Annotated in this window: 20 protein-coding genes; 10 read left to right on the plus strand and 10 right to left on the minus strand. The window is 40.7% G+C overall.

Features of this window, described 5'->3' with window-relative positions:
- Nucleotides 1–337: 337 nt before the first annotated feature.
- From SLH46_RS10960 to SLH46_RS10975, 4 genes are all read left to right on the plus strand, one after another.
- Entirely contained in the window at nucleotides 338–2,539 is a 2,202-nt protein-coding gene (locus SLH46_RS10960; protein WP_320281227.1) for a S9 family peptidase, read from the plus strand.
- 327 nt (nucleotides 2,540–2,866) lie between these two features.
- Nucleotides 2,867–4,000, plus strand: a complete 1,134-nt coding sequence (locus SLH46_RS10965) for an efflux RND transporter periplasmic adaptor subunit (protein WP_320281228.1) — start codon at nucleotides 2,867–2,869, stop codon at nucleotides 3,998–4,000.
- Between the two features lie 9 nt (nucleotides 4,001–4,009).
- Nucleotides 4,010–7,177: an efflux RND transporter permease subunit gene (locus SLH46_RS10970; RefSeq protein WP_320281229.1), complete on the plus strand. Its 3,168-nt coding sequence runs from the start codon at nucleotides 4,010–4,012 to the stop codon at nucleotides 7,175–7,177.
- A gap of 17 nt (nucleotides 7,178–7,194) precedes the next feature.
- Nucleotides 7,195–8,568, plus strand: a complete 1,374-nt coding sequence (locus SLH46_RS10975) for an efflux transporter outer membrane subunit (RefSeq protein ID WP_320281230.1) — start codon at nucleotides 7,195–7,197, stop codon at nucleotides 8,566–8,568.
- A 41-nt stretch (nucleotides 8,569–8,609) separates the two neighbouring features.
- Here SLH46_RS10975 and SLH46_RS10980 read toward each other — a convergent pair whose 3' ends face one another.
- The 3 genes from SLH46_RS10980 to SLH46_RS10990 all read right to left on the minus strand — a co-directional run bounded on the left by SLH46_RS10980 (nucleotide 8,610) and on the right by SLH46_RS10990 (nucleotide 11,445).
- The gene (locus tag SLH46_RS10980) at nucleotides 8,610–9,485 is read right to left on the minus strand and encodes a tetratricopeptide repeat protein (protein WP_320281231.1); all 876 of its coding nucleotides are present in this window, start codon (nucleotides 9,483–9,485) and stop codon (nucleotides 8,610–8,612) included.
- A 92-nt stretch (nucleotides 9,486–9,577) separates the two neighbouring features.
- Nucleotides 9,578–10,648, minus strand: a complete 1,071-nt coding sequence (locus SLH46_RS10985) for a hypothetical protein (RefSeq protein WP_320281232.1) — start codon at nucleotides 10,646–10,648, stop codon at nucleotides 9,578–9,580.
- 68 nt (nucleotides 10,649–10,716) lie between these two features.
- Nucleotides 10,717–11,445: an alpha/beta fold hydrolase gene (locus tag SLH46_RS10990; protein ID WP_320281233.1), complete on the minus strand. Its 729-nt coding sequence runs from the start codon at nucleotides 11,443–11,445 to the stop codon at nucleotides 10,717–10,719.
- Between the two features lie 139 nt (nucleotides 11,446–11,584).
- On the opposite strand from SLH46_RS10990, the gene SLH46_RS10995 reads away from it, so the two are divergent.
- Nucleotides 11,585–12,265, plus strand: a complete 681-nt coding sequence (locus tag SLH46_RS10995; protein WP_320281234.1) for a DUF6962 family protein — start codon at nucleotides 11,585–11,587, stop codon at nucleotides 12,263–12,265.
- Between the two features lie 67 nt (nucleotides 12,266–12,332).
- On the plus strand, nucleotides 12,333–14,954 hold the full coding sequence (locus SLH46_RS11000; protein WP_320281235.1) for a DUF5916 domain-containing protein: 2,622 nt from the start codon (nucleotides 12,333–12,335) through the stop codon (nucleotides 14,952–14,954).
- Nucleotides 14,955–15,041: 87 nt separating this feature from the next.
- On the opposite strand, the gene SLH46_RS11005 is transcribed toward SLH46_RS11000, so the two are convergent.
- The gene (locus SLH46_RS11005; RefSeq protein WP_320281236.1) at nucleotides 15,042–16,226 is read right to left on the minus strand and encodes a S8 family peptidase; all 1,185 of its coding nucleotides are present in this window, start codon (nucleotides 16,224–16,226) and stop codon (nucleotides 15,042–15,044) included.
- A gap of 254 nt (nucleotides 16,227–16,480) precedes the next feature.
- Nucleotides 16,481–19,093, minus strand: a complete 2,613-nt coding sequence (locus SLH46_RS11010) for a glycoside hydrolase family 3 C-terminal domain-containing protein (protein ID WP_320281237.1) — start codon at nucleotides 19,091–19,093, stop codon at nucleotides 16,481–16,483.
- A gap of 169 nt (nucleotides 19,094–19,262) precedes the next feature.
- Here SLH46_RS11010 and SLH46_RS11015 point away from each other — a divergent pair, with 169 nt between their 5' ends.
- The gene (locus SLH46_RS11015) at nucleotides 19,263–19,775 is read left to right on the plus strand and encodes a YkgJ family cysteine cluster protein (RefSeq protein WP_320281238.1); all 513 of its coding nucleotides are present in this window, start codon (nucleotides 19,263–19,265) and stop codon (nucleotides 19,773–19,775) included.
- Between the two features lie 11 nt (nucleotides 19,776–19,786).
- Complete coding sequence (locus SLH46_RS11020) at nucleotides 19,787–20,206, plus strand: DsrE family protein (RefSeq protein ID WP_320281239.1); 420 nt, start codon at nucleotides 19,787–19,789, stop codon at nucleotides 20,204–20,206.
- A gap of 59 nt (nucleotides 20,207–20,265) precedes the next feature.
- Here the strand turns inward: SLH46_RS11020 and SLH46_RS11025 are convergent, their stop codons facing one another.
- The 3 genes from SLH46_RS11025 to SLH46_RS11035 form a co-directional block, all read right to left on the minus strand.
- A complete protein-coding gene (locus SLH46_RS11025) occupies nucleotides 20,266–20,487 on the minus strand; it encodes a DUF2795 domain-containing protein (RefSeq protein ID WP_038562297.1) in 222 nt (73 codons plus the stop codon).
- A gap of 93 nt (nucleotides 20,488–20,580) precedes the next feature.
- Nucleotides 20,581–21,138: a cob(I)yrinic acid a,c-diamide adenosyltransferase gene (locus tag SLH46_RS11030; protein ID WP_320281240.1), complete on the minus strand. Its 558-nt coding sequence runs from the start codon at nucleotides 21,136–21,138 to the stop codon at nucleotides 20,581–20,583.
- Nucleotides 21,139–21,223: 85 nt separating this feature from the next.
- Nucleotides 21,224–21,925 carry an ABC transporter ATP-binding protein gene (locus SLH46_RS11035; RefSeq protein ID WP_320281241.1) on the minus strand — a complete coding sequence of 234 codons (702 nt, stop codon included), beginning with the start codon at nucleotides 21,923–21,925 and terminating at the stop codon, nucleotides 21,224–21,226.
- Between the two features lie 260 nt (nucleotides 21,926–22,185).
- Between SLH46_RS11035 and recG the strand changes: the two genes are divergently transcribed.
- Entirely contained in the window at nucleotides 22,186–24,288 is a 2,103-nt protein-coding gene (gene recG, locus SLH46_RS11040; protein WP_320281242.1) for an ATP-dependent DNA helicase RecG, read from the plus strand.
- A 48-nt stretch (nucleotides 24,289–24,336) separates the two neighbouring features.
- Nucleotides 24,337–25,332, plus strand: a complete 996-nt coding sequence (locus SLH46_RS11045; RefSeq protein WP_320281243.1) for an aldo/keto reductase — start codon at nucleotides 24,337–24,339, stop codon at nucleotides 25,330–25,332.
- On the opposite strand, the gene dat is transcribed toward SLH46_RS11045, so the two are convergent.
- Together dat and SLH46_RS11055 are read right to left on the minus strand one after the other, a co-directional pair.
- Entirely contained in the window at nucleotides 25,333–26,166 is an 834-nt protein-coding gene (gene dat / locus SLH46_RS11050) for a D-amino-acid transaminase (protein ID WP_320281244.1), read from the minus strand. It lies immediately after the preceding gene.
- Nucleotides 26,167–26,292: 126 nt separating this feature from the next.
- Entirely contained in the window at nucleotides 26,293–26,601 is a 309-nt protein-coding gene (locus SLH46_RS11055) for an RNA recognition motif domain-containing protein (protein ID WP_320281245.1), read from the minus strand.
- Between the last annotated feature and the right edge of the window lie 128 nt (nucleotides 26,602–26,729).

Below are 26,729 nucleotides of genomic sequence, written 5' to 3' on the forward strand. Positions count from 1 at the left end.
TAAGAAACTTGTAACAATACCTGTAAAAACAGGACTCAGTGGTATGAAAAAATGTTATATGGAGAATTTATGTTATCACGTTAAGTCAAACCTTTACCCGGCTAGCTTCACGCTATAACCAAACTTCAGACGACCAAGTTATTTAATGTGTTAAAGCTTCAAGAATCCAATCCCTTAATATCTTCCAAATGATTCTGATAAGTATACAGCCTGGTGCTGAACCACCCTACTTTCTATTGAGATTTAAAGCATATTTCTGATTTATAAGTGAAATATGGCATTAGGCAATAAATTAAACTTTTCTATTTTTGTTCACCATACAAAAGGAAAAGAAACAATGAAGAAACTGCTTATTTTATTGGTCGCATTTTTGACGATTTTAACAGCACAGGCGCAGCAAGCGCAAAAAATTACATTAGAAGACATTTTTCAGAAAGGCACATTTCGGGCGCAATCGGTTTACGGACTGCGATCGATGAATGATGGCATTCATTACACCACGCTGGAGGCACAAACAAAAATTGTAAAATACAGCTACAAAACGGGTGACGAAGTTGAAGTTCTTTTTGACATCACGAAAGTAAAAGATGCCCCTATCTCCTCTTTTTTGGCCTACGAATTGAGTGATGACGAAACAAAAATATTACTGACTACGGAGCGTAAATCAATTTATCGCCATTCGTACACAGCCGAATTTTATGTATGGAACTCGGTAACCAAAGAAATAGAGCAACTTTCGGATAAAGGAGCACAACAGCTGGCAACTTTTTCGCCCGATGGTAATTATGTAGCTTATGTTCGCGATAACAACATTTTTATCAAAAACCTGAAATTTGGAAGTACGCACCAGGCAACAAAAGACGGTAAGTTTAACGAGATCATCAACGGTGCTCCCGACTGGGTTTACGAGGAAGAATTTGGTTTTAACAAAGCATTCTGGTGGTCGCCCGACAGTAAATTTCTGGCTTATATCCGATTCGACGAAAGCGAAGTGCGTGAGTTTAGTATGCCAATGTATGCCGGAGCTGCACCAACACTTAACGACAATAAATTATATCCCGGTGCATATAACTATAAATATCCGAAAGCTGGTGAAGCCAACTCAATAGTTGAAGTTTTCTCGTACGAAGTGAAATCAAAAATTGCCATCAAAGTTGATATTGGCGAAAAAACGAATATTTATGTTCCGCGTTTAAACTGGACTCCCGATGCCAACGAGCTGGTTGTAATGCGTTTAAATCGTCATCAAAACCAAATGGACATTTTATACGCAAATCCTTACACCGGCGACTCGCGAAATTTCCTGACCGAAAAAAACGACCGTTATATAGCGGAGAATTTCCTTGATGCATTCACCTATCTTGACAATGGAAATTTTGTGGTGCAAAGCGAACGCGATGGTTGGTCGCACTTGTATTTATACGACAAGCAAGGATTTGAAATTGCACAACTTACCGAAGGCGAATTTGACGTGACCGACTTTTATGGTTACGACGCTGAGAAAAAACTTTATTACTACCAGGCTGCAGCCGAATCACCATTACGCCGCGAAGTTTACTTTGTAAGTCAGGATAAGGAAGAAAAAGGAAAACTGTCGACACTTGAAGGCACAAACAGTGCTGTTTTTAGTACAAACTTTAAGTACTTCATCAATTATTACAGCAGCGCAAAAGTACCGAATTACATTACCTTGCACGAAAATAAAAAAGGCGAACAAATCCGATTCCTACAGGATAACACGGTATTGAAAAATACAATTAAGAGTATGAAAATTCCTCAAAAGGAGTTTTTCACTTTTACTACTTCTGAAGGAATTGAGTTGAATGGCTGGTTGCTAAAACCAAATGATTTTGACACTTCGAAAAAATACCCGGTTTTTATGACGCAATACAGCGGCCCGAATTCACAAAGTGTTAGAGACTCGTGGGGTGGCGTTAGCTGGAATGAATACCTCGCACAGGAAGGTTTTCTGGTGGTTTGTGTCGATCCGCGCGGAACAGGTGCACGTGGCGAAGAATTCAGAAAAGTTACCTACATGCAGTTGGGTAAATACGAATCGGATGATCAGGTTGAGGCAGCAAAATACCTGACTACCCTGCCCTATGTTGATGCCGAAAACATCTCGATTTTCGGTTGGAGCTATGGTGGTTTTATGACCTTGCTCACGTTGGAAAAAGGCGGCGATCTTTTTAAAGCAGGTATTGCGGTTGCTCCGGTAACCAGCTGGCGTTTTTACGATACGGTTTACACCGAACGTTTTATGCGTACACCACAGGAGAATCCTGAAGGTTACGACGATAACTCGCCACTTTCTCACGCCGGAGATATTAAAGGGAATTTACTGATTGTTCACGGAACTGCCGACGATAATGTACACGCCCAAAACACATTTGAAATGACAGAAAAAATGGTGCAGGCAGGCGTGCCGTTCGAAATGGCCATGTACACCAATCGAAACCATGGCATTAGAGGAGGTAACACGAGTATGCACCTTTACACCAAAATGATTAAATTCCTAAAAAACAATTTAATGGAATAATAAATAGTTATCCAATAATGAAAAAGGTCTCTGGTTGCAGGGACCTTTTTTTATGCGTATTGAGGGATGAATTACGAATTTTACGCAGCCAGGTTAAATGCATAAATCTGACTAACTAACGCTGCTAGCAAAGCATACTAAGAAGAGTTATCGATGCAATTAGCCAAATTTCACTCAGACCAACACTTCTACAAACCTCATTCCCAATCATATAAAATTTAATCCCAAAGGACTTAACAATAATCACCCGAAATATTATAACTTGTAGAGTCAATTTATTCGTAAAATCCAAAATGCGTGAGAATGAATTATCTAAAACCATTTCCTATGAGAATTTTATTAGTCATAACAGTAGCAGTTCTGTTCTTTTCGTGTGCGCAGGAACAGCAAAATCAGGCAACGTCGCTGCAAGTTAAAGTTGTTGATGTTGTTCAAAAAGATGTTGTTGAAAAAGTTGATTATGTTGGTCAGGTTTACGGTTACCAGGACATTTCCATTCGCGCCCGTGTAGCCGGGTTTCTTGAAGGAATACATTTTAATGAAGGTCTGCCCGTTAAAAAAGGTCAGTTGTTGTACACCATCGATGCACAACCATATGAAGCCGAAGTTGCGGCAAAACAAAGCCAGGTAGCTGAGGCCAAATCGGTTTATGCAAAAGCACAAAGCGATTTAAACCGCTACAAACCTTTGGCAGAAAACAATGCTGTTAGTCAGGCCGATCTTGATGGCGCACAGGTACAATTTGAAGCGGCTGAATCGCAGGTAAAAGCGGCAGAAGCGAATCTAGAAATCGCTCAAATCCAACTGGGATACACTAAAGTTTATTCTCCGATAGATGGAATAATTGGTAAGTCGATTGCGAAAGTAGGCGATTTGGTTGGCCAGGCACCGCTCGTGGTACTAAATACCGTCTCGAAAACCGATGTAATTCACGTTGATTTTTTCTTACCCGAAAACCAGTATTTACAAGTGGTAAACTATTTGGGTGGTACCGAAAAATTGTACCAGGAAAGCGGAGAACATTTAAACGTTCTGGAATTGGTTTTAGCTGATAATTCGATACACAAATATAAAGGAGCAGTGAATTTTATTGATCGCGGAGTTGACAGCAACACCGGAACCATTCTTATTCAGACACGCTTCCCGAATCCTGATTTGATTATTCGTCCGGGACAATACGCAAAAGTTCGGATTCCACTAAGACACCAAAATGCGATAGTCATTCCTCAAAAATGTGTAAAAGAATTGCAGGGACAATATTCAGTGTTTATTGTTAACAGCGAGAATAAAATTGAAACAAGACAAATTGTTTCGGGTGGCAAAGTTGGCGATATGTGGCTGATTACAGATGGTTTAAACCCCGGAGATAAAGTACTTATTGAGGGGCTTCAGAAAGTACGAAACGGCATGCCGGTTGTGGCCGAAACCGTTGAATTTAAAAGTCAGTTCGCAAACCTTTAAACCACAGCTATGTCAGATAATAAAGGAAATTTCTTTGTTCACCGGCCAATCGTTGCAATGGTAATCGCCATTGTAATTGTTATCGTCGGTTTTGTAATGCTCAGTGGTTTGCCAATTGAGCAATATCCGAACCTTACCCCTCCTATCGTTCAGGTTCGAGGATCGTACACCGGAGCCAATGCGCTTACTGTTGAAGAATCGATGGCAACACCGTTGGAACAGCAAATTAATGGTGTTGACAATATGATTTACATGAAGTCGACCAATGCCAACGACGGAACTATGAATATTCAAATTTCGTTTGATGTGGGAACCGATCCTGATATGAACACGGTGTTGGCGCAAAACCGTGTTTCGGCAGCATCGGCAAAACTTCCTGAATCAGTAAAAAAACTTGGTGTTACAACTGAAAAGTCACTACCAAATATTTTAATGTTAATCGCATTAACTTCTGATGGACGTTACGATCAGGATTTTCTTGGGAACTATGGCTTGATCAATATTAAAGATCAGCTGGCTCGTATTAAAGGAATCGGACGGGTAAATGTTATTGGAGCATCCGATTACTCCATGCGTATTTGGGTAAAACCCGATCGACTGGCTGCTATGGAATTGACAATTCCTGAAATATTAAATGCAATCAATCAACAAAATGCAGTTGTTCCGGGCGGAAAATTCGGAGCGGAACCTTCACCTCCGGGCACAGAGTTTACTTATACCGTTCGTATGCCGGAGCGTTTTAATTCGCCTGAGGAATTTGGAGAGATCGTAGTTCGCACGCAATCCGACGGATCGCAGGTACGATTGAGAGACATTGCAGAGATCAGCTTAGGTGTTGAAACCTACAGCGCTTTTACCCGGATGAATGGTGAAGCTTGTTCCATCATTGCATTGTATCAGGCACCCGGCTCGAATGCAACAGAATTGGCCAGCCAGGTTCGTGAAGAAATTGAACGTCTTTCAGGCTCCTTCCCTGAAGGTATTAAATACGATATTTCATTAGATACTACCGCTGCAATTACTGCAGGTATAAACGATATTGTAGAAACCTTGATCATTGCTTTGATTCTGGTAATTCTGGTGGTGTTTATATTCATTCAGGACTGGCGCGCTACACTTATCCCAACCATAGCTATACCGGTTTCATTGGTTGGAGCTTTTATTTTCTTTCCGCTTTTGGGATTCACGATAAATGTATTGTCGCTGCTGGGTTTGGTTCTTGCCATCGGGATAGTGGTTGACGATGCCATTGTAGTTGTGGAAGCCGTTCAGGTGAATATTTCAAACGGAATGGGTACAAAAGAAGCAACACTCGATGCCATGAGAAAAGTATCGGCACCGGTTGTGGCAACCACATTGGTGTTGGTGGCAGTTTTTATTCCGGTTGCAGGTATGGCCGGAATTACCGGAAGATTATATCAACAATTTGCAATTACGATTGTGGTTTCGGTTATTGTTTCTTCGGTAAATGCATTAACGCTGAGTCCGGCATTGGCATCGCTATTACTAAAAGAGCCCAAACCATACAAAGGTCCTCTTGGTTGGTTTTTTGGCAAGTTCAACAAATTTATGGGCAAGTCAACCGATGGTTACATGAAGCTCACAAATGTTTTTACCCGAAAAATTAAACGAGGAGTCGTATTCATTTTGGTTCTTACGGTTGGAATGGCCGTTTTCGGGAAATTGGTTCCGGGAGGTTTTATACCGGCAGAAGACATGGGTTATCTCTTTATTAACATGCAATTACCCGATGCTGCCTCCTTGCAACGATCGGATGTTGTGGCGAAAAAAATTGAAGGCATTCTGGAAGAATTCCCGGAAATTGAATATGTTACCAATGCAACCGGATTTAGTATGTTATCGGGAGCAATGGCAACCAATACCGGATTTATGTTTGTCGGTCTTCGAAACTGGGACGAACGTGAAAAAACAGCAGATGACCTTATACGCGAGATCAACATTCGCCTGGTAACAGAAATAAATGCCGCACAAGTTTTCGCCTTTGGTCCTCCGGCAATTCCTGGTTTGGGTAACGGATCAGGTTTTAGCATTATGCTGCAAGACCGGGGAGGAAACACTCCTGATTACCTGGCGCAAAATGCAGCACTGTTCATGCAGGCCGCAAATGCCCGTGAAGAGATCGCTAACGCTTTCACTACGTTCCAGGCTAACGTTCCGCAGCGTTATTTAAATATCGATAAGGAAAAAGCGCTAAAAATGGGCGTTTCACTAAACGATTTGTACACCACAGTAGGTGCATTTATGGGTGGAGCCTATGTGAATGACTTTACCCGATTTGGCCGTTTATATAAAACTTATATTCAGGCCGAACACGAGTATCGTGTATCGGAAAAAGACATCAACAGTTTCTTTATAAAAAACAGTAGCGGCGATATGGTTCCGTTGGCAACACTTGCCACAGTTGAACCTATTTCCGGACCGGAATATACCAACCGCTTTAATTTATATCGTGCGGTGGAAGTTACCGGTGCTCCGGCCCAGGGATATACATCAGCACAAGCAATAAAGGCACTGGAAGAAGTTGCAGCAGAAGTATTGCCGGCCGACATGGGCTACCAATGGAATGCCATGTCGTACCAGGAAAAACAAGCTTCCGGATCGTTGGGAGTTATCATGATCTTCTCATTGCTTTTTGTATTCCTGATTCTGTCTGCACAGTACGAAAGCTGGTCATTACCATTTAGTATTTTACTGGGAACACCGTTTGCTATTTTTGGAGCTTTATTCGCGCTTTGGTTAGGCCGCCTGGTAAGCCCAACTTTCGAGAACAATATTTTCGCACAGGTTAGTTTTGTAATGCTTATTGGTATGGCTGCCAAAAACGCGATTCTGATCGTTGAGTTTGCCAAAGATGAATTTGATAAAGGAAAGAGCCTTTTTGATGCGGCAATTGAAGCTGCCCGCTCTCGTTTCCGCCCGATTCTTATGACTGCCTTTTCTTTTATTCTGGGTATTTTCCCCTTAGTCGTTGCATCCGGTTCCGGTGCCGAAGCACGTAAAGTTATGGGTATGGCGCTACTGGGAGGTATGAGTGTTGCCACTTTACTCGGCGTATTCTTCTACCCGATGTTGTTTGTATTTATTGGAAAAATTGCCGGCTACGAAAAGAAACGAGAGGCAATGACGGCGGCAGACCAACAAAAGAAACAGAGCTAACCTTAAAGATGATGAAAATGAAACGAAATAAAATATACAGTTTATTGAGTGTGACACTGCTGCTATTCGTAAGCAGCTGCATGGTTGGTCCGAAATTCCAACAGGTTGAAATGCAGACACCGGAAAATTATCGTTTTCAGAATAGTGAGGCAACAGAAGCAGATACCATAAACTGGCAGGTACTTTTTAATGATCCCGTATTGGCCAATCTTATCGACTCGGCACTGGCAAAAAACCTAGACCGTTTAATGGCTGTATCAAGTATATATGAAGCACGAGCTTACCTGGGAATGGCCAAAGCCGATCTTTATCCCCAGTTTTCTTATTCAGCATCATTTGCTTATGGAAATACGCAGGCTCCTGCCCTTTCGGCAATGTCGTCGTTAACGGCAACTACAAACCTGAATTGGGAAATTGACTTCTGGGGCAAATACCGGAGAGCAACCGAAGCTGCACAAGCAGATTTATTGGCTTCGGAATATGGATTACAAGCTTTGGAGTTAAGTTTGGTTTCGCAGGTAGCCATTTCCTATCATACCTTGCTCGACTATAAAAACCGACTGGTAATTGCAGAACGAACGCTTGAATCAAGAAAAGAATCGCACCGAATCATCAAGGAACGTTTTGATAAAGGTATCGTCCCTGAGATTGACCTTAACCAGGCACAAATTCAGGAGGCTACTGCAGCAGCTGCTATTCCGGTTTACCAGCGTTCTATCGCGTTTACTGAAAACGCACTTAGTGTATTAATCGGACAAAACCCGGCGCCTATTATTACTGAAACGACAATTGAAGATCTTCAGTTGCCAGGGATTGTTCCGACTGGATTACCTTCGGAATTACTGGAACGTCGCCCGGATGTGCTTCAAGCTGAACAGATGCTAAAAGCACAAAATGCCCGAATCGGTGTGGCACAGGCAATGCGTTTTCCGTCAATCAGTTTAACCGGATTATTGGGGATTGCCAGCGCCGATTTGGCTGATTTTAATTCGGATGATGCTTTTATTGGTTCGGCCGGTGCTGACCTGTTTGGGCCGATATTTCAATTCGGGAAAAACAAACGCCGCGTTGAAGCACAGTGGGAAGTAAGAGACCAAATGAAATACAACTATGAAAAAGCGGTACTTTCAGCATTTAGGGAAACTGAAGATGCATTGATATACATAACTACTCTTGCCGATGAACTGAAATTTACACGTCAACAATTGGAAGCATCGCAAAATGCAGCAGAACTTTCGCGGCAACGATACGACGGCGGTGTTACCAGCTACCTGGAAGTGCTGGATGCAGAACGTGCGCTTTTTAATATCGAGCTCTATTATTCCGAGTTGTTGCAAAAAAGTTTGGAAGCCAATATAAACTTGTACAAAGCACTTGGCGGAGGATGGTAAATCCAAAAAAAAGGCTGCTAATTGATTAGCAGCCTTTTTTTTTACTTCATATAGTTTTTATAATAATCTGTCTTTTCTTCGTCGCCAAACCGGGCGTAAATATTAGCCAGATAACCGGCATAAACTTTTCCGGGTTTTGCCTTCCACAGTTTATTCAGATAAGGTAAAGCTTTTTTGAAATCGGCTGTAACCAAATCCAGTTCTTTTAAAAGAGTATTGTAATTTTTACGGGTTTTGTTCGCATTGTATATCGCCATCTCACGCTCGTAGCGGTTTTGTCCGGCCCAGTAATATTTCCTGGCGTTCCAATCCAAAGCGTTTAAATGTTCAGGATTTTTTTCAAGTAATACCTTAGCAAGACTGTCGCAAACGGCTTCATTTTCCAGAGCCTTGTTCACTGTAAAATAATTATCCAGATTTGCTTCCGTATTCTTCGATTCGCTATCCAGGGTTTCCCAAACTGCCAATGCTTTATCGTTTGCATCAATTTCGGTGTAAATGGCCAGTAAACGCGAATTTACATCATTATTGTCAGTTCCGTAATTTTCGATGATATATTCCAGTGCCGACAATTCTTTCGACAAGTTATCCTCTTGTTTGTAAATAGCTGCCAGTGTTTGATACATTTCAGCATCGGCATAATTTTTATAACGTGCCTGATCAAACCAACTAATTGCCTGCGCCGAATTCTCAGCTTTAAATGCTGTTTTTGCTGCCTGAGCAAAATCGGCTCCTGCTACTTCTTCATTCGCTGTTGTTTCGAAATAACTCGCCCAGGCCGTTACAGCCTGCGAATAATTTCCTGTTGCTTCAAAATTTGTTGCTTCAGTTTTTTGGGTGGTCAATACTTTTGGAGCTCCGCACGAGGCCAGAAAAATAGCCATCACGGCTCCCCACAATAATTTCTTTTTAGCCATAGTTATTTAATTGGAGTGCCAAAACTAAGGATTTATTCCAAAACCACCTGTTTCGACTTCTCCATTCAAACAAAAAACAAGATTGAGGTAATTTAGTCTGACTTTTTGCCGGAAATATTATTTTCAGCCATTTCAAGCAAAGCATCCTGAACCACAGGATTGGTAAGCACATAATCGTGCCCCATACGTTTCATATCTTCTTTTGTAATTAATGCCTTGATATTCGACATTTTTACAAAGTCAGGTAATTCTTCGGGATTCTTAGGTCCTTTGTTTCCAATGCGATTCTTCAGGTGGGCCAAACTCGACATTTTTAGTAAAATATCTTTTGAATTAACAACCAAACGAACCGTATCAGTCATTTCTCCAAGATTATGAAAGGCTTTACCTTCTTCAAAGACATTGCGGGGAGCGACACTTCCAACGAATATTATTCCATTATATGTTTTTACCAGGGGAATATTCTGTTTTTCTCTTTCGAGAATATAACTTCGGAACATTTCGTTTGCCATCGACGAAAAAAGAATGCTTATGTTAATGTCTTTGGGATGAACTTCCCAAAATTCCGTATCCCCCATAAACTCATCGAGCATGTGCTGAAATATAGCAAAATCGGCTGCTCCCCTTTTCGACACACGTAGCGCATTATAATACTTATAAACTTTATCTTCCGTTCCCCATGCAAAAACAGTTATTGAAGCCTGATGGAAAAGCGAATCACCGTAATTTGTTTTTAAACGATGCATGTATTCATGTATCTGTTTATCAAAAGTTTTACCGTATCCGCCAACAACAATATAAAAGTTCTTGATTCCTTTTTGCATACGATTATACTCGTATATATCGTACATAATATTATGCTTTAACTTTTCGGTCGGATACGTATCAGAAAGGTTAACGGCCCTTAAATTTAATCCAATGGAATCGTTATCGTAATTGTAATTACAAAAATAAAGTGTGTTAGTTTGTTGTGTACTACTATTTTTAAATGTGTATGAATTATCTGCGTTAACTTCTATCACTCGGTTGGTAAAAAACGAGACAACATTTTTATCATCTTTTTTGCCCACTTCAAAAATAGTTGTTTCTATCTGTGCTATTACTTGTGTTGGCAAAATAATGCTTGCTAAAATAAAGGTCAGGAGTTTTAAAGTATTGTGCATAATCGACTATTTCTGTTTCTGATGGTAAGTTAAGGAAAACCAAAGAAGAATCCGATAAGTTGCGCAATTTATTCTTTCATAATATTATTTACAATTTCGCTGATTAATTCTCCGCGTGTCAACACCATCATGTGCGAACCATCTTCCACCAGGTAATCGTACTGAACAAAACGAGGAGGTAAGGTTTTATCCAAATCACCATGAATATGTACAATTTTTGTATTGTAAGTTTCACGTTTCCAGGTTAGGATCATAGTCGTAGTTCGTTTCAAAAACTCAGGATCCTTATTTCGCAACATACTTTTAAAAGTTGCTTTGTCTTTGCTTCTGTCAGGTTCAACAATAGGTTGCAATATTTTTGCGCCCATTTTAATAGCAAAACCGGGAACCAGCCGATGCACCGGAATTACCTTTTGAAAACGGTACCGCCCCGGGAACTCTTTCCTGCTTTTCGCACTCGAAATAACGATCACCTTTTCAGGGTGCAAAAGATCGGTCATTTCGGTGGCCAGCATCCCACCCAACGACACTCCAATTATCGAATAAGTTTCAGTGGTGTCAATTTGTTTCGCCAACTGACGCGCAAAGGTTTCCATATCCCAATCTTTTTCGGGAGTGAAATAATCGATATGTTTCACCTGATACGCCGTGTCGAGCTCCAGATTTTTATACAAACGGGCATCGGCTCCCTGACCGGGAATGAGATAGACAGTGTGAATTTTATCCTGGCTAAGGGCATTAACCGAGATAAGTGAAAACACTGCAAAAAAAAGAACCATAAGGTCACCCGTTCTCATAATTTGGATTTCTCGATGCTTATTTGGAATTTTGATAAAACTACGCATTAAATAAAATATCTCTGCGGTTTTAAACAAAAATTAAACCAGTTTTTTATTCTCTAATATGCGTGTTAGTTACTGAAACACAAATCTGTTAATGGAAGAAATAAACACGATATTCCTTTTCGGAATCAAAATCGACGAACCTGTTGTAACCCTTACCGACCTTCTTGTTTCGGTGTTGTGTTTTATTTTCGCCTACAAAATTCACAGAAAGAACAAAACCGAAAAGGTATTCATCTACTTCAAACTTTATTTTTTATTGATGGGAATTGCCACGGCCTTTGGCGGACTGATCGGACATGCCTTTTTGTACCATTTTAATTTTTACTGGAAACTGCCGGGCTGGATAACCAGCATGTTTTCGATAATGTTTGTTGAACGTGCAGCCATTGAACATACCCGCATTCAGCTTTCGAATAAAATCGTGCAGCTATTAAGTATATTGAATATTGTTGAGTTTTTAATCTTTTTAACCCTAACCGTAGTTACCCTCAATTTCTTTTATGTTGAGTTTCATTCAGGATACGGATTAATGTTTATTGTTCTCTCGCTCGAAGGATTTTTATACCTAAAAACACGAAATAAATCCAGTAAATTTATTCTCATAGGAGTTTTGTTTGCAGCAATTGCGGCACTTGTTTTTATGAATCAGTTATCCATTCACCAATGGTTTAATTATTTGTCGGTCAGTCATATTTTAATGGCTGCTGCTGCCTGGTTTTTCTATCTCGGGGCAATCAATATTATTATGGAAAGTAGCAGACTAAAAAATTAACCTAAAAAAGTTAAATAAAATCTGTAACAGATCGCAAGTTTAGCAGTCTTATTGGAAAACCATGTCAATGAAACAAGCAACTGTTCTCTTATTTTTACTTTTATTTCAATTCATCTCGGCACAGGAAAAACGAACGTACACAGCTACAACAGCCGAAAATCTCAACATTACTGTTAACGGTGTTTTCGACGAACCCGAGTGGCAAAATGCCAACTGGGAAAACAACTTTATTCAACATGAACCCAACGAAGGAGAAGCGCCAACCCGACAAACAGAATACGCCATTCTATACGACGCCAACAACCTGTATGTGGCCATCCGTTCGTTAGATGACCCTGACAGCATTTCAATGCGAATGACACGCCGCGATGAAACAGAAGGCGATCTGGCCGGTTTATATATCGACTCTTATTTTGATAAACGAACCTCGTTTGCATTTATCGTTTCGGCCGCAGGAGTGCGATCGGATATGGTTAGCACCAACGATGGCGATAACGAAGACGATACCTGGGACCCGATCTGGTATGCAAAAACATCGCTTACAAAAAAAGGATGGAACGCAGAGATGCGAATTCCACTCACCCAGCTTCGTTTTGAAGAAAGTGAGGAACAGGTATGGGGACTGAATATATTTCGTTACATTTTTCGCGAAGACGAATTATCATCATGGCAACCAATGAAACGCGAAACAGCCGGTTTTACTTCACAGTTTGGAATTATGCGGGGCATTAAAAATATTAAGCCCAAAAATTCGATGAATGTTACACCATACATGGTTGCCCGCACCGAGCGTTTTGAAGAGGTACCTGAAAACCCATTTCTGGAGTCGGGGAAATCGAGTGGTTTTGATGCCGGTTTGGATGCAAAAATTGGTCTTACCAACTACCTCACCATGGACCTCACGATCAACCCTGATTTTGGCCAGGTTGAAGCCGACCCATCGCAGGTTAACCTAAGTACCTACGAAACCTTTTTCCGTGAAAAACGACCATTCTTTATTGAAGGAAATAATATCCTGTCGTATAAACTTGCGTTTGGCGACGGTAACCAGTCGGCCAATAACCTGTTTTACTCACGCAGAATCGGACGTCGCCCGCATTATTCGGCTGACTTAAATGATAATGAATATGCCGAAAATCCTGACTTTACCCGAATTCTGGGAGCAGCAAAAGTCACCGGAAAAACTAAAAACGGTTGGTCGGTTGGTGTTATTGAAAGTGTTACCGCCGAAGAAAAAGCAAAAATTAAAGGACCGGGTGCCGACCGTAAACAAGTGGTTGAGCCCTTAACCAATTATTTTGTGGGCAGGGTTCAAAAAGATTTTGATGAAGGAAATACCTACGTTGGAGGAATGTTTACAGCCGTCAACCGAAAAATCGATGACAGTCACCTGGATTTCCTTCATAAAAGTGCCTACACCGGTGGAATCGATTTTGTACACAAGTGGCACAACAAGGACTGGTTTGTTGACGCCGGAGTTTATTTTAGTCGTGTTGAGGGTAGCGAAGAAGCAATTCTTAATACTCAAACATCATATTCGCGCACCTATCAGCGCCCTGATGCCGATTATGTGACACTCGATTCAACAAGAACTTCGCTGGCCGGAACAGGTGGTAAATTCACATTGGGGAAAACAGGAGGTAGATTCAAATTTGCCGGAATATTTAGCTGGAAATCCCCGGGACTGGAAATAAACGATATTGGTTACACCCCTGAAGTTGACGATATTATGCAGGCATTTTGGGCCGGATATCGCTGGTACGAACCATTCTCCATTTTCAGAAGTATGGGGCTTAATTTTAACCAGTGGACCAATTATGATTTTGGTGGCGATTTAGTTGGAGCCGGTGGTAATATTAACGGACATGCGCAGTTTAAAAACTTTTGGAATGCCTTTTCGAGTGTAAATATTAATGGCGAGCAGCTTTCGCATTCGGCACTGCGCGGTGGTCCGTCGTTAAAACTTTCGGGAAACCACAGTTTTTATGCCGGTGTATTCTCAAATCCTCAGAAGAAATTTACCTATGGTGCCGATGGAGGAATGAACTGGAGCAACGAAAATGGTTATTTCTCAAGTAAAAGTTTTGAGATAGAATTTGGTTATCGCCCGATAAAAGCAATGCAAATTGAGATTAGTCCGGAATTCGGGGTAAGCGACAACCGGCTTCAGTACATTACACAGCAAGATTACGGTAACGACAAACGTTACATCATGGGTACCATTAATCGCAAAACATTTAGTACGTCGATTCGAGTAAACTACAATATTACGCCAGATCTTACGGTACAGTTTTGGGGACAGCCTTTTATTGCAACAGGCGATTATGATGCCTTTAAGTATATAACTGATAGTAAAGCCTCAGATATTGACAACCGTTATGCTTTATTTACCGGAGAACAAATTACATACGATGCCCAAAACAGTGTATACAACATTGATGAAACGTTAAACGGTACAACCGACTATAGTTTCAACAATCCCGATTTTAACGTGAAAGAATTTCTGTCGAACCTGGTTGTTCGATGGGAATATCGCCCTGGTTCGATGATCTACCTGGTGTGGTCGCAAAACCGCGGCTGTTATAACAACATGGGTAAATTTGATTTTGGTAACGACATAAGTGATCTTTTTGATGAGAAACCACATAACGTCTTCCTTGTGAAATTTTCATATCGCATTGGAAGATAGATTATCTATGCGAAGGGTAATTGAAAAGGCGCAGCTAATTGCTGCGCCTTTATTGTACCAATCGGGGTTTTCATTTAATTAATTTAATTACATATGCGCAATTGGGTCTGAATCTCCGTCAGGATCGCCAATTACGTAACCATCTGTGGTTAAATCTCCGTCGGTTGCCAATAACAATCCACAAACGTGTGGTGCAGCCATTGATGTTCCGCTCATTGTTGCAAAACCACCACTTTTGTAGCAAGACAGGATGCTTACTCCGGGAGCACAATAATCAATTGGTGGATTTCCATAATTTGAAAAATAAGCAAATTCATCGTTTACATCCATTGCTGAAACGGTATAAATATTTGTACCGTTTGCACGGGCAGGCGAATGGTTATTAGCATCATCGCTTTCGTTACCGGCGGCCAGTGCCACCATAACTCCTGCTTCGCCTAATGCAATAACAGCATCATCAATTGGTTCATAAACACCGCCTCCCAAACTCATATTAGCGGCATCACCGGTTTCTGCATTCGCTGCAACATAATCAACACCGGCAATGATTACCGAATATGCTCCTGAGCCTCTTTTATCCAGAACTTTTACAGGGACAACCGTTGCACCTGCTGCTACTCCAACAACTCCAATTTCGTTGTCAATTGCGGCAACAATACCAGCACAGTGCGATCCGTGACCATTATCATCTTCCGGAGTTGTAGTCCTGGTGATAAAAGTAGCACCCAGTGTCTGATCAACATTAAGATCAGGATGGTCCATATCAATACCTGTGTCAATTATCCAGGCTTTATGAGTTCCGGAATAAGTGGCTCCCCCTCCAACCCTGATAATTCCATAAGGAACAACCTCTTCGGGCAAATCATCAGGGTCTGTACCCGGTTTTTTCAATGTTACCATTTTATCAGGATAAACACCGTGAACACCATCTGCCGACATCAATGTGTTGGCTTCCTCTTCACTGATATTTACAACAACTCCTTCAATAGTTTGGCTGTAAACCATTTTAGGTTCACCAATATTAATTTGAGCTGCATTGCTTATTTTAATCGCTTTTAGAGCTACTGCATGATCTGCTTCAACCTTAGTTTTATAAGCGGATTTTAAATTAGAGGATTCGAGCAATACAATATATTGCCCCGGGATTACCACTTCAGAATGTGTAATAAACTCAACCTGATCGGGATTTACTACAGAAATTTCTTCCGTTTTTTCACAAGAAACAATCACAATGGCCAGTGCCATTACAATTAAAACTAAATACTTTTTCATGATTAATAAAGGTTTTAACAATTAAACAGCGATTGGTTTTACATCAATTTATGACATAATTTCATTATATCCTATAATCGTCTTCCTTTACAATCACCCATATGTTCATTATGATGACAAACTACCAGTAAATACGGTACTTTTAATACAGATCATATTTCTCTATGAAAAAGTGTGTCTTGATAGAATCAAATTAAAAAAGGCCTGCTAATCAGAGAGTAGCAGACCTTATTTATATTTAATGTATTTCTATCCTAATCAATAAAAGTGTCATTTCCTTTCAGTTCAATCGTTTTTGAAATTCCGTTTTTGCCTTTTCCTTCCGGTTGACTTCCGCCCACAAAAATGGTAAAATCTCCGGGTTCGATAACACGCTTTTCATCTGCCCCAATAATTGAAAACTGACGCGGCTCCAGAACAAACTTTACTGTTTTTGATTCGCCGGCTTTCAAGTTTATTCGCTGAAAACCCTCTAACTGATATTTCGGACGGGGTGTTGATGCGACCAGATCTTTTAAATACAACTGCACAACCTCTTCGCCGTTTATTTTTCCGCTATTCGTAACTTTTGCAGTAATTTCAATCGGATCGCCAATTTTGGCTTTTTTGGCCAATTTAATATCGGAATATGTAAATGAAGTGTAACTCAATCCAAAGCCAAACGGGTAAAGTGGCTCGCCGTTAAAGTACTTGTAAGTACGGTTTTCCATATCATAATTTTCGAACGGCGGCAACTGATCAACCGATTTGTAATAGGTAACCGGCAAACGTCCTGCCGGGTTATAAACACCCAATAATACATCAGCAACAGCGTTTCCTCCCTCCTGCCCCGGATAACCTGCAGATAGAATGGCCTCCAGGTTTTCGTCGGCCCAGTTTACAGCCAGTGCACTTCCGTTTAATAAAACAAGAATTACAGGTTTTCCTGTGGCTTTTACAGCTTTCATCAACTCTCGCTGCGTTTCAGGAAGTTTTAAATGTGTGCGATCGCCTCCTTCAAAACCATCAACTTTCAATTGCATCTCCTCGCCTTCAAGACGTTGAGAAAGGCCAAGTACCAAAACAACAGCGTCGGCTTGTTGAGCCGCTTCTACGGCCTCTTGTTTAAGGTTTTTATTTGGAATGGCCCACAGCAGTTTGGCATCGCCATCGCCGTGATCGTTGGCATATTCGTATACAAATTTGTACTTTTTGCCCGCCTCCATTTTTACAGCCTTCTCGTGATGAAAGGCATGATGTTCTGAGTTATGACTTAATAATTTTTCTCCTTCAACCCAGATATCGAGTTTTGGCATTCCCCAACTCCCGATTCTATACTCACCCGATACGTTCGGAACGATGTAGCCTGTCCAGCGCACACTAAAGTCATCGTCATTCATTTCAGGAGTTGGAGCGTTAGCTTCCCAGTAAAAATTTATGTTTTCATCGATTCTGGTAAAAACCGGTTCTCCCTCAAATTTGGCATTATTAAAATACTCTCCTTTTACGCCTTGTTTACCATCTTCGGTTTGTAAAAACGCGGATGGAATCGCATGCAGGTTACTAACTCCTTTTGCCAAATGACTACCTTCAGCATAAAGGATTTTGGTGTTTGGTAATTTATTTTGTAATCCTTTCAAAACGGTAACCGGATTTTTGGCAATACCATTGTAATTTCCAACCAGCGACTCCCAGTTATCGGCGTTTGGGCCAATAACAGCAAGTGTTTTAATGTCTTTCGAAAGCGGCAGTGTTTGATCCTGGTTTTTGAGCAAAACAATACTTTTACGAGCGGCTTCTAACGCCAGCTCATCGTTTTCTTCCGAAGAATTTACTGAGAAAGGAATTTGTGCATAAGGCACTTCTTCGTCCGGATCGAACATCCCCAGCTTAAAACGTGCGGTAAACAAGCGTTTCACGGCGATATCAATCTCATCTTCTGTAATCAAACCACGTTCAACCGACTCGTTAAGATGGCGGTAAGAACTTCCACAGTTTAAATCAGTACCGGCTTTAACCGCAACGGCTGCTGCTTCTGCGGCATCTTCTGAGAAATCCTGGAAAGTATAAAAATCAGAAATGGCCCAGCAATCAGAAACGACGTAACCATCAAATCCCCAGTCGTTACGAAGAATGTTATATAACTCGTCGCTGGCACAACACGGATAGCCACGAAACTGATTGTACGCTCCCATAACGGAATAAACACCACCGTCTTTCACCAACATACGAAAGGCAGGCAAATAGGTCTCGCGAAGGTCGCGTTCGCTCACCAAGGCATTAAATTCGTGGCGCAACGGTTCGGGACCTGAATGGACGGCATAATGTTTTGCAGTGGCAACCACTTTCAGGTATTTTGGATCGTCGCCCTGAAGTCCTTTTACAAACTCGGTTCCCAGAATTCCGGTCAGATAAGGATCTTCGCCGTAGGTTTCGTGGCCCCGTCCCCAGCGCGGATCGCGGAAAATATTAATGTTTGGCGACCAAAAAGTAAGTCCCTGGTAAATTCCACGTTTATCGCGCCGAACAAACTCATGGTGTTTTGCCCGGGCTTCGTCCGAAATGGCCACAGCCACCCGGTTTAACAAATCGGCATCCCACGATGCTGCAATACTTATCGACTGCGGAAAAACCGTTGCATAACCTGCTCTGGCCACACCGTGCAAACATTCGTTCCACCAGTTGTATTCAGGCACCTGTAAACGGTCGATTGCTTTTGATGTAAATTCCAGCTGATCGATCTTTTCCTGAAGCGTCATTTGCGATACCAGCATATCAACACGCTCATCTGTGGGAAGTGAAGGATCTAAAAAATCGAGATTTTCATTCTGTGCAAATACAGCAAAAGCACAAAAAATTAGGATTAGGTTTAAAATTGATTTTTTCATGTTACAAATTACTGTTCTGTTCTATTCTGTGGTATTTAGCAAATATACTACTATTTGCTGAAATTGTTTTACTAAATGCAGACTTCTCTTTTCGGATAAACAAATATCGGTGTTCCCGACCTTTCTTTTGTTTCCTTACCTTTGTAATTGTGAAAATGATTGAAATATTATGGAATTTAGAGCTTACAAAACATTACGAAACGACATTGATACCTTATCAAACAAACTGGAAGAGCAACACAAAAATCACATGATGTGTAAAGCGGGTTGCGACCTGTGCTGTATGGATTACAGTATCTTTCCTGTAGAATTTTACAGCATTGTTGAAGCTCTGAAAAAGGGCGAAAAGAAACCGGTTATAAATAGTAACAACGATGAATCGAGTTGTATTTTTCTGAATAATCACAAATGTGAGATTTATGAAGAACGTCCTATAATCTGCAGAACACACGGTTTGCCGTTGTTATTCATGAACGAAGAAAATGGCTGGGAATTATCGGCTTGCGAACTCAATTTTACCGAATTTGACATGGAAGAGTTCTCGGAAGAAAACACTTTTCCGCAAGATAAATTCAACAGTAAACTGTTTTTATTGAATAAAGAATTTATCGCGAAAAGCAAGTTGACCGAGTACTCGGAATTCGATTTAATTCCGATTAAAGAAATAGCAAAACACATTTAAAACCTAATATTATGAAACGTAATGTAGTACTATTACTTTTAATCCTGCTTTGCAGTGTAACAATGGCAACAAATAACAAATCGATGGAAGAAAATAAAAATAAACTGGCGGTATTATGGACCAGTGGCGATCCGGAAGTGGCCGAAAAAATGGCATTTATGTACACTTACAACGCCAAAAAACAAGGTTGGTTTGATGAAGTAGTTCTGATTATCTGGGGACCGTCGGCTAAACTTACCGCTGAAAATGAAATGATTCAGGATTACATAAAAAAGATGCAGGAAGCAGGTGTTAAAACAGAAGCCTGTTTATACTGTGCTAAAATGTATGGAGTTGACGAGAAACTGGCTGAACTTGGTGTTGATGTGAAAGGGATGGGAATTCCGTTATCAGACTATCTCAAGGACGGCTGGAAAACGTTAAGCCTGTAGAAAAGGACAAAAAAAGCACCCGTCATCCGACGCGTGCTTTTTAATATCTTTTTCAATTCTTAATATTCATCTTCGTTAAAAAAGAAATCATCTTTGCTAGGATAATCCGGCCAAATATCCTCGATGCTTTCATACATCTCCCCCTCGTCCTCAATCTCCTGCAAATTTTCAATTACTTCAAGCGGAGCGCCTGAACGTATTGCATAATCAATTAATTCGTCTTTTGTTGCCGGCCAGGGCGCATCTTCCAATTTCGATGCTAATTCCAGAGTCCAATACATGTGCCTAAATTTTACGTGGTTAAACTCGATTTTTTTATTTGGCGCGAATATAACAAAAAAACAATACGAAAAAACTTTCAGTAAAAAAAAATATTAATACTCCCAGTTTGTTTCGTCTACGCCTTTGTCGTGACTAAGTTTTCGTGCCAGAACAAAAAGATAATCAGAAAGACGATTAATGAATTTTATCAATTCAGGTTGTACAGGTGTTTGTTCCGAAAATTCTACAATTCGGCGTTCTGCCCTTCTGCAAATTGTTCGCGCCATATGGCATTGAGCTGCTGACAGTTCTCCGCCGGGAAGTATAAAGTTTCGTAATTCAGGAAGCTCCTCATGATAGGCATCGATTGCTTTTTCAAGCATTTCAATATCTTCTGCTTTTATAATCAGTTGTGCTGTAAATTCCTCCCCTTTTTCATCCGAAGCCAGCCGCGAACCTATGTTGAAAAGTTTATTCTGAATTTTCAGAAGCAATTCCTGAACGTCGGCACCAATTTCGAACGATCGAATAACTCCGATGCATGCATTCAATTCATCAACGGTACCATAACTTTCCAAACGCAGATCGTATTTTTTTACACGACTGCCACCAACAAGGCCGGTAGTTCCATCATCGCCGGTTTTTGTATATATTTTAAATTCTCCTGACATTTTATCGTTCTTTTACAAATTTTGAAACATAAAAAATCCCGAGATGTTTACCATTCGGGATATGCTGTTGTAAACAATTGCAAAGTTAATAAATCGGATTCTCATTAATCACATCCGACTCAACTTCCCCATCTTTTAACCTAATAATACGATGCGCGTGCATGGCAATATCTTCTTCGTGTGTTACCATAACCAGCGTATTTCCTTTTCGGTGTATATCGGCAAACAGTTTCATAATCTCTTCTGATATTTTTGAATCGAGGTTTCCCGTAGGTTCATCGGCTAAAAGCAAGGCAGGATTATTCACCAATGCTCTTGCAATTGCCACACGCTGACGCTGACCACCGGAAAGTTCATTTGGTTTGTGCTCCATACGGTCTTGCAAACCAACATCAACCAAGGTTGCTTCGGCCATTTTTTTACGTTCGGCTTTACGTTTGCCGGCATAAACAAGCGGTAGCATTACATTTTCGAGTGCAGAGTTTCGGGGAAGCAGGTTAAATACCTGAAAAACAAACCCAATCTCAGAGTTTCTGATTTCGGCCAAACGATCGTCCGACAGGCTGCTTACATCTTTCCCATTCAGCACATATTTTCCACTGGTTGGGGTATCTAAACAACCGATAATATTCATCAGTGTTGATTTCCCCGATCCCGAGGCTCCCATAATGGCAACATACTCGCCCTTGTAAATATCAATGGAAACTGAACGAAGTGCTTTAACTTCCTGCGTTCCGACCTTATAAGTTTTTACGATGTTCTCAACATGGATAATTTTCTCTTTCATTGGCTTTGTTTTAATGTATTGGTAGTTTTCAATTCTGCTTCATTACAAATAGTGAAACAGAACGATGAGTAAATATAAAGTTTTCCGTTTGCTAAATAATAGGTTATATGATTTTTTAAGATTTATTATCATAAAATACTTTTCAATTGTTAACAAAAATTATTCCGATTTTTAATTTGATCCCGGCTAAGTCAATATTTTTTATTGTTTCATTTTAACGGCTTGTTGTTGCACTTTCGGTGATTATGTATATTTGCTGCATGCCAGATTTTCTCGATCAGGAAATAAAATTCTTACCCGGCGTTGGCCCAAAACGTGCGGATATATTGTTCAAGGAACTGAAGATTAAAACGTTCAGAGACTTGATTTATTATTATCCGTATAAATACATCGACCGTACCAAATTTTATAAGATCTCGGATATTAATACAGAAATGGCTTACATCCAGGTGAAAGGCACCTTGCGAGCAATGGAAACCGTTGGCACCGGAGCAAAACAACGTCTGGTGGGGCGTTTTTCAGATGATACGGGCACCATTGAACTGGTGTGGTTCAGAGCAATAAAATGGCAAAAAGAGCATCTCCTGGCCGGAAAAACGTACATCGTTTTTGGCAAACCGGCTTTGTTTGGCGGAAGAATTAGTGTGGTGCACCCCGAGATGGAAACTGAAGAAGAAATTCAGTTAAAACCAATCGGACTGTTTCAGGGGCATTACAATACGACAGAGAAAATGAAAAAACATTTTCTTACCTCGAAAACGATCAATAAATTCCAATTGACGCTTTTGGGGCTGGTAAAAGGTAAGATTAAAGATACCTTGCCAGATTATCTGACCACGCAACTTAAACTTATGCCGCTTGAGCAGGCACTTTCGGCCATTCACAAGCCGGAAAAAACTATGGAGCTAAAAAACGCAACGTTCCGTTTAAAATTCGAGGAACTGTTTTTCATTCAGTTAAAAATTCTTGCGATAAAACATAACCGAAATGAGAAGTTTAAAGGTTTTCATTTCGAAAAGGTTGGGTATAATTTTAATACGTTTTACGAGAAATACCTGCCATTTAATCTCACCAATGCGCAGAAAAAGGTGATAAAAGAAATCCGCCGTGATGTTAACGGAACATCGCAAATGAACCGCCTGTTGCAAGGCGATGTGGGAAGCGGAAAAACGCTGGTTGCACTGATGACGATGCTACTGGCGATGGACAACGAGTTTCAGAGTTGTTTAATGGCACCAACCGAAATTCTTGCACAGCAGCATTACCAGTCGATTTCCAGAATGGTGGACGGCATGGGAATAAATGTAGGCTTGTTAACAGGGTCGACAAAAGTTAAGCAGCGCCGGGAAATACACGAGGCTTTGCAATCGGGAGCCATGCAAATTATAATCGGCACACACGCGCTAATTGAGGATACGGTTAATTTTAAACGATTGGGACTTGTCATCGTTGACGAGCAACACCGTTTTGGTGTAGCGCAACGTGCCAAACTCTGGAAAAAGAATGATTTGATTCCGCCTCATATTTTGGTAATGACAGCTACTCCAATTCCGCGAACCCTGGCTATGACGGTATACGGCGATCTGGATGTATCGATTATCGATGAGCTTCCTCCCGGACGTAAACCGATTCAAACCATGCACTTTTTCGAGAACAGAAGAGCACAGTTAAACCGTTTTTTGCAGCAACAAATTGAAAAGGGCACTCAGGTTTACATAGTTTATCCGCTTATTTCCGAATCGGAAAAAATGGACCTGAAAAATCTGGAAGAAGGTTATCGTCATATTTCGGAGACATTCCCGGATTATAAAATCAGCATGGTTCACGGGAAGATGAAACCCAATATTAAAGAGAATGCCATGCAGGCATTTAAACGTGGCGATACCCAGATTATGGTTGCCACAACGGTTATTGAAGTCGGTGTTGATGTGCCAAATGCTGCGGTTATGGTAATTGAAAGTGCCGAACGATTTGGATTGTCGCAGTTACACCAGTTACGTGGTCGTGTGGGACGTGGAGCCGAACAATCGTATTGTATTTTAATGTCGTCGTACAAAATAAGCACCGAAAGCCGCAAACGACTGGAAACAATGGTACGCACCAACGATGGTTTTGAAATTGCGGAAGTTGACATGAAATTACGTGGTCCCGGCGACTTGGAAGGCACGCAACAAAGTGGCATGGGTTTCGACCTGAAAATTGCCAACCTCGGTAAAGACGGTGAAATTTTACAGCTTGCCCGAAATACCGCCAACGATATTCTCGACGACGATCCGTTTTTACAAAAAGAACAGAACCAGCTCTTATTAAACAACTTACTTTCGTCGAAAGATACGAGTTTCGACTGGTCTTCGATAAGTTAAATTTTATCCCTAACTTCCCGTGATATTGTCACCCGAAAAGTCAAAATAATGGATAAAGTACAGTTACCTTCATCAGACGTAAAAATTACACCAATAACTTTTGGAGCCTGGGCCATTGGCGGATGGTTTTGGGGCGGAGCCGAGGAAAAGGAGTCGGTAAAAGCCATTGAAGCAGCCATTGCAAACGGAATGACTACTATTGACACTGCACCGGTTTATGGTTTTGGGCAGAGTGAAGAATTCGTTGGGAAAGCCATAAAAGGCAAACGAAGTAAAGTTGAGCTGTTAACTAAATTTGGATTGGTATGGGATCGAAAATCCGGTCATGTTCATTATGAAAAGACTTTTGACAACCAGGGAAATCAAGTCAGTCTGTACCGTCTGGGCAGCAAAGAAAGTGTGATAAAGGAGTGTGAAGATTGTCTAAAGCGTTTGGGAACCGATTATATCGATCTTTTTCAGCAACACTGGCCCGATAGTTCTACACCAGTGGAAGAAACCATGGAGGCACTGGAAATTCTGAAAGATCAGGGGAAAATTCGTGCCGGTGGCGTTAGCAATTATTCCATGAGTGAAATGGAAAAAGCTGAGAAGTATTTCAAGCTTTCATCGAACCAGGTTCCGTACAGTATGGTAAACCGCAATATTGAAGATGAAGTGGTTCCGTACTGTATTACCAACTACAAGGCAATTATTGCTTACAGTCCACTGCAAAGAGGTGTTTTAACAGGAAAGATTACCGCTGATTATAAATTCAGCGAAGGAGATCACCGACCGACCACCCCGTTTTTTAAAGAGCCTAATTTGTCGCGGATTAATACATTTTTGGATAAAATAAAACCGATTGCTGAAGCCAAACACGCAACCTTAGCACAATTGGTTTTAAAATGGACGCTAAACCAGCCCGGAATCACTTGCGTTCTGGCCGGTGCCCGAAATGAAAAACAAGTTTTAGAAAATATTAAAGCAATGGATGTGCTGCTCACAGAAAACGACGAAAAACAAATTGCACATCATCTTAATCAGTTAAAGCTGGAAATCTAATTACACCAACTCAAAAAATAGTTTTTGAAGCAAACGAGTTGTTTCTCCTGGTTTCCTGTTACCAACCAATTTATCTTCGATTTTGACAACAGGGCAGATCTCACTTCCGGTTCCGGCAACAAAAACTTCGTCCATTTCATAAAGTTCTTCTTTTGTATACAGACGTTCTTCAACCGGAATATTGTTTGTAGCACACAGTTCTAATATAACTTTGCGAGTGATTCCGGGTAAGATCAGATTCGATAATGGCCTTGTTACTAACACTCCATTTTTTACACAAAGAACGCTTGAATGTGTTGCTTCTGTAACTTGGCCATCGCGGATGAGAATACACTCTCCCGCCCCGTTTTTGTGTGCTTCGTTATAAAGCATTGTATTTGGCAGTAACGATACCGACTTGATATCGCAACGTTGCCAGCGAATATCATCGCGCACGATCACTTTAATGCCATTTTCCAGTTTATCCGTAAACGATGGCAGATCAAATGCATATGCATACACAGTTGGTTTAATATCATCAGGAAAATGGTGCGAACGTTTGGCTGTACCTCGGGTTATCTGCAGATAAATCCCTGCATGTTTCTCAAGCTTATCGTTACGGCTAATCAATTCCATAAAAACCGATTCCAACTCAGCAGTATCGTAATCAATACCAATTTCATCTAAACTTCGGTTTAAACGATCCAAATGATCCTTATAACGGAAAGCCTTTCCATTGTAGTATTTTGCAACTTCATATACACCATCAGCTAAAAGAAATCCCCTGTCGTTTGGCGAAATGCTGGCTTGTTCCTCATTGATAAAATCTCCGTTCAGATAAACGATATTGCTCATAATTATAATCGGATTGAATTGAATTTCAAAAATAGAAAAAGATTGTATTCTGCACTTATAAAAACAAAAAGGGATCCAAATAAATTGAATCCCTTTTCTATATTATCAAAAATTTCTTTTCTGATCCTAGTAACGGTCACGACGTCCGTAACCACCACCACCACGGTTGTAACCACCGCCACGGTTGTTGTTTTCGCGAGGTTTTGACTCGTTAACTTTGATGTTACGACCTGCAACTTCAGCGTTGTTCAATTCCTCGATAGCTTTGTTAGCTTCTGCATCGTCTTCCATTTCAACGAAACCGAAACCTTTGCTTCTACCAGTAAATTTATCCATGATAATTTTAGCTGAAGCAACTTCGCCATACTCTTCAAAAATTTCTCTCAAATCTTCTTCGCCCATGTTGAAAGGCAAATTTCCAATGTAAATGTTCATTTTAATACTATAATTTAAAGTTAATATATCCTCTTACTGACTACCAGAAGGAACCTATCAACATGGTTTTCATTCAGGAGTTACTCGAATACAGTATTAAAGAAGCTTAAATAACGATTGAAATAACG

This window comes from Draconibacterium sp. IB214405 (assembly GCF_033963885.1).
In the GTDB taxonomy this organism is placed as follows: domain Bacteria; phylum Bacteroidota; class Bacteroidia; order Bacteroidales; family Prolixibacteraceae; genus Draconibacterium.